The following is a 13,037-nucleotide window of genomic DNA, read 5'->3' as shown; positions in this document are numbered from 1 at the left end:
GAACCCGCTACCGGTCGGTGTCTCACCGACCGGAATGCCGCGTATGAAGCGAAAATGTAAGGTCGGCAATAAGCCCGGGTGACTTGTACTTTGACTAATTAACGATTGCACATTTTTATTCCGTGAGGAGTATAAATAACGGGAAGTCAGAAGCCCGTGGCTTGCAGCTTACAGCTTGCCGCCTGCAGCTTAAAAAGAACATACGTCTTTGTCCTCCGGCTGCATTAAATGCTTTTACTGAATACCTGTTTTGAAAGAGTGCTTATATTTTCCTGGTGCAGCTTTATATCGAAAGCGCTGGCAATATTGCGCATGAAATAACGGCCTTCCGGCGTAAGCATGGCGGCTGTTTTATTAAACACCACCAGGCCATCTTCTGCAAACTAATGCGGCGGAAACCAAGGTTATACAACATCTTCAAATGCGCTTCGGTCGTATTGCTCGGGTGGCCTTCAATGCTAAACACATGCTGCGGATGAACAATGGCATTATCCAGGATATCATCCAATAAGCGCTTTAAATTCTCCGGCGAAAAAAATGTGGGGGTGCCGCCGCCAATATGTAATTCACGAATAACAGGCTTTTCCTGCATTAATTCTCTATACAATGCCCATTCTTTCTGAATGGCTGTTATGTATGGATCTTCCACCTTATGATGGGTTGTAATTTTTTTATTGCATCCACAATAGGTGCAAAGCGATTCGCAAAACGGCAAATGCAGGTAAAGGCTTATGCCATTCCTGTTATTATGTATCACAAACCGTTCCTGTACATTTTCTTTCCACTCGCATTCACTTATCCCATCGTGCCAGTAAGGTACGGTGGGATAACTTGTATAGCGCGGCACGGGCAAATTGTATTTGCGCACCAGCCGTTCATCGCATATCGCTGCCTTATTTACATTCCCCATTGCACAAAATTAGCGTGCCGGCATAGCGCAAAGAATGATGGCCAACAGGCGCCGTTCCCGGAAAAGCTGATTTAAGTCATGCTTCCGTTTGCCTTCAATCATTTTTTTAAACCTGCTGAAAAATAGCTTTGCCTGTTCTTTTTTATGAGCATACGAACCGTTAGTAAAGCTATAGCCTGTTATCATTGCGGGGAAAACTGCCCGCCGGCGCCCATTATAAGCGATGGCAAAAGTTTCTGCTGCGAAGGCTGCAAAATGGTGTATGCCATTTTAAATAAGAGCGGCCTCTGCGATTACTATGCCATCAGCCAGAACCCGGGCAGCAGCCAGCGTGTAAAAGTGCGGGAAGATAAATTCGCTTTTCTCGACGATGAAAAGATAAGCGCGTCCCTCCTTAATTACAAGGATGCGCACCAAACCTTTGTTACCTTTTATATTCCGCAAATACATTGCAGCAGTTGCTTGTGGCTGCTTGAAAATCTGCACAAGCTCCATGCATCGGTTATCAGCAGCAAGGTAAATTTTGAAAAGAAAGAAGTGGATATTCTTTTCAATCATGAAGAAATAAGCCTGCGCAGGGTTGCCGTGCTGCTGGTAAGCATTGGCTACGAGCCTTACATCAGCCTTAACGATATGCGCAGGGCAAAACCGCGCCCTGATAAATCCAAAATATTTAAAATAGGCGTTGCCGGTTTTTGTTTTGGCAATATCATGCTGCTGAGTTTTCCTGAATATTTTGGTGTGAACGTGCAGGAAGAAAACCTGGTTTATATGTTCAGGATATTGAATGTATTGCTGAGCCTGCCTGTGTTTTTTTACAGCGCTTCGGAGTTTTACATCAGCGCATGGAAAGGTTTAAAGCACCGGTTTTTAAATATTGATGCGCCTATTGTTCTGGCCATTGCCGTTACGTTTATAAGAAGCTTATATGAAGTGGTTACCAACACCGGCGGCGGTTATTTCGACAGCATGAGCGGCATTGTGTTTTTTATGCTGGCGGGAAGAATTTTGCAGGACAAAACGTATCAGCAGCTCAGCTTTGAAAGAGATTATACTTCCTACTTCCCCATTGCCGTAACAAGAATTAAAAATAACGGGCGGCAGTCTGTTGCCCTGCCTGATATACGCCTCAATGATACCCTGCTGATACATAATGAAGAACTCATTCCCGCCGATGGCATTCTCACAAAAGGCCGGGCATTGATTGATTACAGTTTTGTAACCGGCGAAAGCATCCCCTTAGTGCGGCAAACGGGCGAAATAATATATGCCGGCGGCAGGCAGGTGGGCGGTAATATTGAGCTGCTCGTTATAAAAGAAGTGGCGCAAAGCTATCTTACCAGGTTATGGAACCGGGATGAAATGTATAACGGTACAAAGAATGCGGAAAGATCGTTTGTGCATTTGCTAAGCCGTTATTTTACCTGGATCATTCTTGCCATCGCCGCCGCTGTTGCATTATACTGGAGCTTTAATGATACTTCTAAAATATGGCCTGTTGTTACGGCAGTGCTCATCATCGCCTGCCCCTGCGCTTTGCTGCTGAGCAATACGTTTACCAATGGCAATATTCTCCGCATATTAGGCCGCAATCATTTTTACCTGCGCAATGCGCAGGCCATTGAAGAAATAGGGAAAATTGACACAGTTGTGTTTGACAAAACAGGCACACTAACAGTTAGCAGCAACCATTTGATTGAGTATGCAGGTGAAGCAATTGAAAAAGGCATGGGGAAACAGATTGCATCGCTTGCCGCTCAGTCCGGTCATCCTGTAAGCAGGGCTGTGGCTGATTATTTTGATGTGAAGGATATACTGCCGGTTACCGCATTTAATGCAGTTACGGGAAAAGGCATCAGTGGCAATGTTGCAGGCAATTCTCTTAAAATAGGCTCCAGGGAATTTGTATGTAATGACGAAGTTTCCGAAGCTGAATCTTCCACTTATATTTCGGTAAACGATAAAGTTTTAGGCCGTTTTTTCTTTAAAAATGAATACCGGCACAACCTGCCGGAACTGGTAACACAACTGAAGGGAAAGTACCGTATGGCGGTATTAAGCGGCGATAATGATGGCGAGAAAAATTATCTTAAATGGCTGTTTGGCACAAATGCCGCTATACGGTTTAAGCAGAAGCCTGAAGACAAGCTGCAGTTCATTAAACAATTGCAAAAGGATGGCCATAAGATAATGATGATAGGCGATGGCCTTAACGATGCCGGTGCCTTAAAGCAGGCTGATGCCGGCATTGCCATTACTGACAGCACCAACAATTTTACACCCGCCAGCGATGGCATAATTGAAGCGGAGAAGCTGCCTTTATTATACCGCTATATACAATTGTGCAGGCTGAATAAAAGCATTGTTATTGCAAGTTTTGCAGTATCTGTTCTTTATAATATTATCGGAATATGGTTTGCCGCGCAGGGCGTTCTTTCCCCAATGATAGCCGCCATACTAATGCCTGCAAGCAGTTTAAGCATATTGCTCTTAACCTTTGGCTGCAGCAGCATTGCAGCAAAGGTTTTAAAGTTGAAATAATTAAAAAAATGTGCTGCACTTGCTTTGCATATCTGCCCGATATTGATAAGATTAGCCGGCAACAGGTGCATGACCACAGGCGAGAAAAAATAAATTAAGGTTTATTGCTTATGCTACTTACCACTGTTCCTTTAAGTGCGTTATGCACGATGAAACCAGCCCGAAACAAAGACAGATTAGCGTTTCACAGTTTATACTATCGCTATACTGCCCTGCTTTCAGCAATATTTTTTGATGAAACGATGATTTTTAATTTGAAGTGTGCTCAATCAATTTTGTTTTGCCTGCAGATAATTTTTTATTGATATAAGCTTTCAGTTCTTCAAATGACATATTTTTAGTGTCATCACTAATCTTGTTCCTGATTTCCCGCATCATTTTTACGGCATCAAATGTTTTTTCTTTTTTAATCATTTCCATAATTGATAAGGTCTTTAGGGCTTCTGATTTCTACTATCATATAACCTAAACGTAAATTTACAGAATTATATCCTTTAATTTTGTCAAGGTTAACAATGTGCCTGAAATTCCAGCTTGATAAGACATCGACTTTATTTATTGTTGCCAAAGCAATGTGCCTGCAATCTGTTATACTGGTTTCCCCAACAACTTTTTCTTTAATGTAAGTATCAGCCAGTTTTACTGCTTCTTCTGTTAATTCAATTCTTTCAAATTTATCAGGCGGGTATTGTAATAAAAGATCTTTTACCCTTTGAGGGGCATTCAATAATTCTAAATCAAGCAAATCTGAAATAACAAAGATGATTTCATTGTTTTCAAACCTTTCAAACAACTTAATTGTATCTTCCTCAAACTCTTCGTCAAAATAGCCGCCTACAACCGAAGTATCAATATAAATGCGCTGTTTCATTGTTTTTATGTTATGTCAAAAATAGTTAAAGTAACAAATCTGAATTTTATGAGGCATTTAAATTTCCGGTCGATGTCTCACCGACCGGTAGCGGGCTCTACAGGCGGGTGTCACCACCCGCCTGCGAAAATTTGGGATGCACCCGAAGCGTATGAGGCATTTGCTGTTCATAGAAAAAAGAGTAAATTTGAAGTATGAAAGCAACAGAGAAAAAGAAATTTCCGGATGTTGTTATTGCCCCGGAACTTAATAAATATGACAATGTTGTTTTATTTCCTGAAAAGCTTGCAAAGGCAAAAGAACAACTTAAAAAAACCGGTTTACCAAAACTCCCGTGCACGAAGAACTCCCATTGATAAAGTACATCTACTTTAGGGAATATCGGCTGCAGTATTGATTTCACATCTCATAAAACACAGGCCTGCAAACCCATTGGCACGGCAAAGCCGGTCTGATGGATGTTCGCAGGATTTACGTCCGCCTTTTTTCATTCTTCGGTCAGACCGCTATCGCGGGCCGACCGGAACATTGCTGCTTACAAAAACATCCTTCCTGTTATCCAAATAAAGAAATATGCCCACCTGATTTAAATCAGTTTTTTGCCTGAACTGTGTCATAATTCTGTCACAAACAGCCGGATATTTTTGTGCTCCCAATAAAAAAATTATGAGCGTTATTTTCTTATTGCTGACTGCGAGCATCCTGGTTGCAGCTTTTTTCCTGCTGGCGTTTTTATGGAGCGTAAAAAAGGGTCAGTACGATGACCAGCAAAGCCCCCCGGTGAGAATGCTCTTCGACGATAAACCATCAAACAACAATCAATAAATATTTTTATGATTAAGCAAAAAGATACGATAGGTGGAATTACTATTCCCGGCGAGGTGCAGGAAAAGCTGGCTGTTGAACGGTTTTATTACGATAATAAAATCGTTAAGCTGTTTGCGTATGCCACTGTTTTCTGGGGAGCAATTGGTATGCTGGCCGGTTTGCTCGCTGCTATACAGTTGTATTTGCCCGGCGCTAATTTTAATATAGCCGAAACAACCTTTGGCCGGGTAAGGCCGGTGCATACAAACGCTGTGATATTCGCTTTTGTGGGCAACGGTATTTTCATGGGCGTGTATTATTCGCTGCAGCGTTTGTGCAAGGCGCGCATGTTCAGCGATAAGCTGAGCAAGCTGCATTTCTGGCTGTGGCAGTCAATCATTGTTTTAGGCGCCGTTACCCTGCTTGCCGGTTATACCACCGGCAAAGAATATGCAGAGCTTGAGTGGCCTGTTGATATACTCATTACTGTTGTGTGGGTGCTTTTCGGCATCAATATGTTTGGCACCATCTTAAAAAGAAGGGAAAGCCACCTGTATGTTGCAATATGGTTCTATATAGCCACCTGGGTTACCGTTGCCATGCTGCATATTGTAAACTCTTTCGAAATTCCTTTCTCTTCTTTTAAAAGTTATAGCTGGTATGCCGGCGTGCAGGATGCATTGGTGCAATGGTGGTATGGCCACAACGCGGTAGCATTCTTTCTTACCACACCTTATCTCGGCCTGATGTATTATTTTTTACCGAAGGCCGCCAACAGGCCGGTATATAGCTACCGTTTATCCATCATACATTTCTGGGCATTGATATTTATTTACATCTGGGCAGGGCCGCACCATCTTTTATATACGGCTTTGCCCGACTGGGCGCAAAGCCTGGGCGTTGTATTCAGTATAATGCTTTTAGCGCCAAGCTGGGGTGGTATGCTGAACGGGCTGTTCACATTAAGGGGCGCCTGGGATAAAGTAAGGGAAGACCCCGTTTTAAAATTCATGGTGGTGGCCGTAACCTGTTATGGCATGGCCACCTTTGAAGGGCCAATGCTAAGCCTGAAAAGTGTAAACGCTATCTCTCACTTTACAGACTGGACGATTGCGCACGTGCACGTGGGCGCCCTGGGCTGGAACGGCTTCTTAACATTTGGCGTATTGTATTGGATAATACCGAAAATTTTCAACACACCGCTTTACTCAAGAAAGCTAGCCAACACACATTTCTGGATTGGTACCATAGGTATCGTTTTATATGTAGTGCCTATGTACTGGGCCGGCTTTACACAGGCAACCATGTGGAAGAGCTTTACCGAAGAAGGTACGCTTACTTACCAGTTTCTCGAAACCGTTACCAATATAGAACCTATGTATGTGCTGAGAAGCATTGGAGGCACCGTTTACCTGGCGGGCGTATTTATAATGGCATATAACTTATTTAAGACGGTTAAATCAGGAAGCCTTGTGGCCGATGAAGCGGCAGAATCCGCGCCGCTTGCCAAACAGCAGGTAATTGCGCACAGCGATAAGTACTGGCACCGCTGGATTGAAAGAAGGCCGGTTCAGATGCTGGTATTTAGTTTAATTGCTGTTGCTATTGGCGGCATTCTTGAACTGGTTCCTACCTTTCTCATAAAAAGCAATGTGCCAACCATCGCATCAGTAAAGCCTTATACGCCGCTTGAATTACAGGGCAGGGATATTTATGTGGCCAACGGTTGCTATACCTGCCACTCTCAGATGATAAGGCCTTTCAGGGATGAAGTTGCCCGCTATGGCGAATACAGCAAGGCCGGTGAATTTGTGTACGATCATCCGTTTCAATGGGGCAGCAAACGTACCGGGCCCGACCTGGCAAGGGTGGGTGGAAAATATCCTGATAGCTGGCACTATAACCACATGATGGATCCGCGCATCATGAGCCCCGGCTCTATCATGCCTGCTTACGAATGGATGCTCGACAGGCAGCTTGATACTTCAACAACCGGCGCCAAAATCAGGGCCATGCAAACGCTGGGCGTGCCTTATCCTGAAGGCTATGATAAGACAGCCAACCAGGACCTGATGAAACAAGCCAATGAAATAAAGGACAATCTTAAAAAAGACAAGATAGAAACCAGCAGCACCGCAGAGATCGTGGCATTGATAGCTTACCTGCAACGGCTGGGCGTGGACATTAAGAAAACAGACGATTCAACAGCATTGCCGCCGGTGCAGTGATTTAAACATTTGTCAAACATAAAACAATGTCGTTTAGCCGGGAAAAATACTCAATATTCAACAATACAATACTCAATGTTCAATTGCAAACACCGGCAAAATAATTATTGAATATCGGGCATTCCTGCCCGTCCGGCAGGCGGGGCTTATTGAATATTTTAGAAACTAAGCTTTAAGTAAAACAAACATAAAATTCAACTATATGAGCTTCATACATTATCTCGAAAGCATAACAGGTGTTTCCATATATGCGCTTATTTCTTTCGGCATATTCTTCAGTTTTTTTATTGTGATGAGCTTGTGGGCCTGGAAGGCAGACAAAAAATTAATCAAAAAATTAAGCAATATTCCATTAGATAATAACGAGGATATAAACTGAAACCAACATGAAAAACAGGTATAGAAAATTGATGGCCTTAACGGCAACTATTCTGCCGCTGAGCCTGCTGGCGCAGCCAAAAGAGAATGAGGCCAAAAACCCGCAGGCAATAGCCCTTATGGTAATTGCAGCTATACTGGCGCTGGCCATTTATGCGGCAGCAAAACTATTGGTGCAGCAGGCAAAAATCAATCTTAAAAAAATAAAGAAAGATGCAGCCGCAAAAATTGTATCGGTGTTATTGCTGGTGTTTTTAAGCACCGCTTTATATGCGCAGGATTCGGCAACTGCCGCAACAGATGACACAACTACGGTTGCGATAGTTAAAGCAACGCCGCCTTTATCCTCTGCCAGCTTTTATGTACTGGTAAGTATAATAGCGGTAGAAATAGTTATTCTCCTCAGCATAATACTACAGGTTAAAGCTTTAATTAAAGCGAATGAAGAAGAGCCTGTTGCGGCAGGCGAAACAGCCGTTGCTGCAAAACCGGAAAAATCATTCAGCTTTAAAAAATTCTGGGAAAAATTCAACCGCTTTAAGCCTGTTCGTGAAGAAGCCGATATTGACCTGGGGCATGATTATGATGGCATTCGCGAATTAGATAACCGTTTGCCGCCCTGGTGGTTATACGGCTTTTATATTTGCATCATTTTCGCCGGCATTTATCTATGGCGGTTTCATGTGTCTCACACAGGCTTGTCTTCCGTTCAGGAATTGCAGGTGGCCATGCAGCAGGCGGAAGAACAGCGGGAAGCCTATCTGGCCAAAGCAAAGAATAATGTAGATGAAAACACCGTTGCACAATTAACAGATGCTTCAGACCTTGATGCCGGTAAAAAAGTTTTCACTACCATGTGCGCTGCCTGCCACGCGGCTGATGGCGGCGGCGGTGTGGGTCCCAACCTTACCGATAATTACTGGCTGCATGGCGGCAGTATAAAGAATATCTTCAAAACTATTACCTATGGCTGGCCTGATAAAGGCATGAAAAGCTGGAAAGATGATTATTCGCCGTTACAAATTCAGCAGATAGCCAGTTATGTAATGTCGCTGCATGGAACAAAGCCCGCAACGCCAAAAGAACCGCAGGGTGAATTATATAAAGATAACAGTGCGCCGGCAGCAGACAGCAGCGCAGTAAAAGACAGTGTGGCCAAAACAACCACCGCATTTGTGAAATAATGAAGGATGAGCACAACAGCGTTACATAATAAAAATACAAATGAAAACTTTCGTGACAGCCTTGCAACGGTTGACAAAGAGGGCCATAGAAAATGGATATATGCATGGAAGCCTAAAGGAAGATTTTATACCATACGCACATGGTTAAGCTACGTATATTTTATGATTTTCTTCGGCCTGCCATTTATAAAAATTAATGGCAGGCCCTTGTTCATGTTCAATATCCCGAAAGGAAAGTTCATTGTATTCGGTAAAATTTTCTGGCCGCAGGATTTCTTCATATTCGGTTTAGCCATGGTTACTTTCATCTTCTTCATTATTCTTTTTACGGCGGCATTCGGAAGATTGTTTTGCGGCTGGGCCTGTCCGCAAACCAATTTTATGGAGATGATGTTCCGTAAAATTGAGTTCATGGTTTTGGGCAATGCCAACCAGCAAAAAGCGTTGAAAAGCGCTCCGTGGACGGGCAGCAAAATCTTTAAGCTAAGCCTGAAGCATGTATTGTTTTTTTTATTGTCGTTTATTATCGCCAACTTCTTTCTCGCTTATATTATTGGAGCGGATGATTTAAAGAAGATCATCACCGAACCTGTAAGCGGGCATATAGCAGGCCTTTCATCCATACTTATTTTCAGCGGTATTTTTTATGGTGTATATGCATTTTTCAGGGAACAGGCCTGCACGGTTGTTTGCCCTTACGGAAGATTGCAAAGCGTGTTGCTTGATAAAAATTCAATGATCGTTGCTTATGATTATAAGCGGGGAGAACCGCGTGGCATAAAGAAGAAAAAGCAGCCTGAAATGGCGCCGTTTGAGCCGGGCGATTGTATTGATTGCTTGCAGTGCGTACGTGTGTGCCCAACCGGTATTGACATACGCAATGGTGTGCAGATGGAATGCGTGGGCTGTACGGCCTGCATTGATGCCTGCAACGATGTGATGGATAAGGTTCATAAGCCGCGCGGTTTAATACGCTATGCTTCTGAAAGCTCTATTGCAACGGGTGAGCATCTGCACTACACCACCCGCATGAAGCTATATACAGGTTTATGCCTGGCAGTGCTTACGGTTTTGAGCGTGCTGTTGTTTACAAGAAAAGATATTGACGTAACGGTTATGCGCACACCCGGCCAGTTGTACCAGGAGCGGGGGACAGACAGCGTATCGAACCTGTATAATATAAAAGTGATGAACAAAACGGATAAGGACATTCCATTAACCGTTAAAGTGGTGAATATAGATGGCACGGTGCAGGTTGTTGGCAAACCCTACATACATGTAGTGAAGGAAGGACAGGGTTCAGGATCGTTCTTTATAATGCTTCCTAAAAAAGATATTCATAACAGGAAAACAGAAATAGAGCTGGCTTTGTATGAAGGGGATAAAAAAATTCTTACAGAAACCACAAGCTTCTTAGGGCCTGTACAATAAGTAAAAAAAGACTGGCTCAGTCTCTAAGACTGAGCCAGTCTAAACTGATATTAAACCTGCTGCCATGAAAATATGTGGTACAAGGGAGTGACACAAGGAAGCTTAATAGTATTTCAACTGCCGGTTACAAAAATTAAAAAAAATAAATAGTTACTCAAATTTTATATTATGAACTGGGGACACAAATTAACTATTGTATTTATTGGTTTTGCAGGGTTAATAGGCACGATGGTATATAAATGCACACAGCAAAAATTTGATCTTGTTTCAGAAGATTATTATGTGCAGGAACTGAAATACCAGGATAAAATTGACGGTAACAAGGCAGCGTCTGAAATAAGCCCTGTAACCATATCGCAAACTGCAAATGATGTAATCATTCAAATGCCAGAGGAACTGAAAGGGCTTTCATTAAAAGGAGATGTTTGGCTGTACTGCGCATCCAAAGCCGCCGATGATGTTAAGCTGCCTTTAACCCTTGATGCCAATGGCATAATGGAAATTAACAAGAACCATATTACCGGCTCCAGCTACACCGCTAAAATTTCCTGGAGCAGCGGCAATACAAAATATTATAAAGAGCTTCCGCTTGTTGTAACAAGATGATGTGGCAATTAATCATATCAGCATTTGCGCTTGGCCTGTTCAGCAGCTTTCACTGTGTGGGCATGTGCGGCGCCATTGCATTTTCACTGCCGGTAAACCATTTGCCGCAGGCAAAAAAAATTGCCGGTATTGCTTTGTATAATCTTGGCCGCATCACTACTTACAGCATCATAGGTTTTTTATTTGGTTTAATAGGAAGACAGCTATATATAGCTGGTTTGCAGCAGTGGTTTTCCATTATTGGGGGCGTTATCATTATCCTTGCCGTATTGCAATATGTTTTCAGGAAGCCTTTATTGCATCTTCCCGGGTTTAATAAAATCCAGTTGTTGATACAAAACCTTATAGGAAGGTTTTTACGTGCGCAAAATATAAGCGAATTGTTTTTGCTGGGCATGGCAAACGGGTTATTGCCATGCGGACTGGTCTATTTCGCTGTAATGGGCGCGGTAACTACAGGTTCAGCCCTGAACGCTGTTTTATTTATGGCTTTATTTGGCCTTGGCACCCTGCCTGCTATGTTCCTGTTTGGTTATTTTGGTGTAAGCATTAACGTGGCCATGAGAAATAAAATGAAGCAAGCCGTACCGTATTTTCTTACCATTATGGGCATGCTTTTAATTTTAAGAGGCTTAGGCCTTGGCATTCCATATATAAGCCCGGTATTGCCACATCCGGTGCAGGCTGATGCTATAAGCTGTCATTAAAAAGGCTCCATTCTTTGTTATCCAAATAAAAGGCCGCTCTCATTCCTGGGAGCGGCCTCTGTTTGATATACGAAGCTGATAAATTTTAAAAGTCAGTTCAGGATAAGGAATATAATTAACCCGGTGTTTTAGCGCCGGGTAAAAAAAATAAAAAGGCTTAGCTTATGTTAATTGCAATAGTTAAGCCTTTAGGCTAAAACCAGGCTGCTCAGAAGCTTTACTCTGAGACTGCCTTAAAAGACTGGTTCAAAAGATACACTACAAAGGCACAAAAAGCAAAGCCTTGATTTGAAGCCTAATTTTTTTCGTGTCTTAAAAGCTGTTTAAAAATGATTTCCTAAAATTTTGTATTAGTATTTTTTGCCCGCAAATACAGGTGATTTACCAGGATAACTACCTAAAAATATTTTTTAAACTGCGTTTATACGCGCATCTGCGGGAGTACATTATGATGACTGATAATTTTAAGCAGCCCCTCAGAACATGACAACTATGGTGCACAACCCACCTACCGGCAACTCGCGCACGCTTCAGCTTACATATCTTCCACAATCTTCTTATAGCTTGTAACTACGCCTTTAATTAAAGAAGAGCTGAAGCCCTGGTGCTCCATTTCATTCAGGCCGGCAATAGTGCAACCTTTCGGGGTTGTTACCTTGTCAATTTCCTGTTCGGGGTGCGTATGCTGCGTGAGCAATAATTCGGCTGCGCCCTTAACGGTTTGTGCGGCAATGAGGGAGGCTGTTTTTGCATCGAAACCAATTTCAATGCCGCCCTGTATATTGGCGCGTATGTAACGCATGGCAAAAGCCGTGCCGCAGGCGCCAAGCACGGTGGCGGCATCCATTAATTTTTCTTCTATAAAAACAACCTTGCCCAACTGGCTGAACAGTTCAGCAATAAACTGCGACTGCTCATCATTTGCTCCATGGCTGCATATACAGGTTATGCTCTGGCGAATGGCAATAGCCGTATTGGGCATGGCGCGAAAAATGGTAAAATCCGTTCCCAGTATTTCCTGTATGTCTTTAATCCAAATGCCTGTTATTACGCTTACTATCTGGTGTTTAAGCGGATCCAGGTCATTCTTCAATTGTTGTAAAATATCCTTTACCTGAAAAGGCTTTACGGCAAGGATCACCCATTTTGCATAACGGACAGCATCTGCATTATTGTTGCTTACCATTACACCACGCTCTTCCAGCGGGCGCAATGTGGTAATATTTCTTTTTGTAAGAATAATATGCTGCGGTTTTGCAAACCTGCTGCTTATCAGCCCTTCTGCAATGGCAGAGCCGAGGTTGCCGCCGCCTATAATGGCAATCTTATCTTTCATACATTAAATTGTATAAGTGCTTATATAATCTGGGGCAT

13 protein-coding genes are annotated in these 13,037 nt (G+C 42.9%); 9 read left to right on the top strand and 4 right to left on the bottom strand.

Translation table 11 applies throughout. From position 1 onward, the window contains the following. Nucleotides 1–283: 283 nt before the first annotated feature. Nucleotides 284–910, bottom strand: a complete 627-nt coding sequence (locus tag QM629_RS09915) for a hypothetical protein (RefSeq protein ID WP_415159703.1) — start codon at nt 908–910, stop codon at nt 284–286. A gap of 144 nt (nt 911–1,054) precedes the next feature. On the opposite strand from QM629_RS09915, the gene QM629_RS09910 reads away from it, so the two are divergent. Then, nucleotides 1,055–3,451, top strand: coding sequence for a heavy metal translocating P-type ATPase (locus QM629_RS09910; RefSeq protein ID WP_415159701.1), 2,397 nt, complete (start codon nt 1,055–1,057; stop codon nt 3,449–3,451). 249 nt (nt 3,452–3,700) lie between these two features. On the opposite strand, the gene QM629_RS09905 is transcribed toward QM629_RS09910, so the two are convergent. Both QM629_RS09905 and QM629_RS09900 read right to left on the bottom strand, forming a co-directional pair. Further along, the gene (locus QM629_RS09905; RefSeq protein ID WP_415159699.1) at nt 3,701–3,865 is read right to left on the bottom strand and encodes a hypothetical protein; all 165 of its coding nucleotides are present in this window, start codon (nt 3,863–3,865) and stop codon (nt 3,701–3,703) included. Next, nucleotides 3,858–4,322: a hypothetical protein gene (locus QM629_RS09900; RefSeq protein ID WP_415159697.1), complete on the bottom strand. Its 465-nt coding sequence runs from the start codon at nt 4,320–4,322 to the stop codon at nt 3,858–3,860. The genes QM629_RS09905 and QM629_RS09900 overlap by 8 nt, the downstream gene beginning before the upstream one ends. 194 nt (nt 4,323–4,516) lie before the next feature. Between QM629_RS09900 and QM629_RS09895 the strand changes: the two genes are divergently transcribed. From QM629_RS09895 to QM629_RS09860, 8 genes are all read left to right on the top strand, one after another. Next, nucleotides 4,517–4,678 carry a hypothetical protein gene (locus tag QM629_RS09895; RefSeq protein WP_415159695.1) on the top strand — a complete coding sequence of 54 codons (162 nt, stop codon included), beginning with the start codon at nt 4,517–4,519 and terminating at the stop codon, nt 4,676–4,678. 310 nt (nt 4,679–4,988) lie between these two features. Further along, nucleotides 4,989–5,147, top strand: a complete 159-nt coding sequence (ccoS, locus tag QM629_RS09890) for a cbb3-type cytochrome oxidase assembly protein CcoS (RefSeq protein ID WP_415159693.1) — start codon at nt 4,989–4,991, stop codon at nt 5,145–5,147. An 8-nt stretch (nt 5,148–5,155) separates the two neighbouring features. Beyond that, on the top strand, nt 5,156–7,357 hold the full coding sequence (gene ccoN / locus QM629_RS09885) for a cytochrome-c oxidase, cbb3-type subunit I (protein WP_415159691.1): 2,202 nt from the start codon (nt 5,156–5,158) through the stop codon (nt 7,355–7,357). A gap of 202 nt (nt 7,358–7,559) precedes the next feature. Next, the gene (locus QM629_RS09880; RefSeq protein ID WP_415159689.1) at nt 7,560–7,736 is read left to right on the top strand and encodes a CcoQ/FixQ family Cbb3-type cytochrome c oxidase assembly chaperone; all 177 of its coding nucleotides are present in this window, start codon (nt 7,560–7,562) and stop codon (nt 7,734–7,736) included. 7 nt (nt 7,737–7,743) lie between these two features. After that, on the top strand, nt 7,744–8,919 hold the full coding sequence (locus QM629_RS09875; RefSeq protein ID WP_415159687.1) for a cbb3-type cytochrome c oxidase N-terminal domain-containing protein: 1,176 nt from the start codon (nt 7,744–7,746) through the stop codon (nt 8,917–8,919). 6 nt (nt 8,920–8,925) lie between these two features. Continuing rightward, on the top strand, nt 8,926–10,350 hold the full coding sequence (ccoG, locus tag QM629_RS09870; RefSeq protein ID WP_415159685.1) for a cytochrome c oxidase accessory protein CcoG: 1,425 nt from the start codon (nt 8,926–8,928) through the stop codon (nt 10,348–10,350). Nucleotides 10,351–10,518: 168 nt separating this feature from the next. Next, entirely contained in the window at nt 10,519–10,956 is a 438-nt protein-coding gene (locus tag QM629_RS09865; RefSeq protein ID WP_415159683.1) for a FixH family protein, read from the top strand. After that, the gene (locus QM629_RS09860) at nt 10,953–11,663 is read left to right on the top strand and encodes a sulfite exporter TauE/SafE family protein (protein WP_415159681.1); all 711 of its coding nucleotides are present in this window, start codon (nt 10,953–10,955) and stop codon (nt 11,661–11,663) included. The genes QM629_RS09865 and QM629_RS09860 overlap by 4 nt, the downstream gene beginning before the upstream one ends. Before the next feature lie 535 nt (nt 11,664–12,198). Here the strand turns inward: QM629_RS09860 and proC are convergent. Next, nucleotides 12,199–12,999, bottom strand: a complete 801-nt coding sequence (proC, locus tag QM629_RS09855) for a pyrroline-5-carboxylate reductase (protein WP_415159679.1) — start codon at nt 12,997–12,999, stop codon at nt 12,199–12,201. Between the last annotated feature and the right edge of the window lie 38 nt (nt 13,000–13,037).

The organism is Parafilimonas sp., from assembly GCF_047606085.1.
Taxonomy (GTDB): Bacteria; Bacteroidota; Bacteroidia; order Chitinophagales; family Chitinophagaceae; genus Parafilimonas.
The sequence above is the reverse complement of the archived record's forward strand: the minus strand, read 5'-3'. Positions and strand labels throughout refer to the sequence as shown.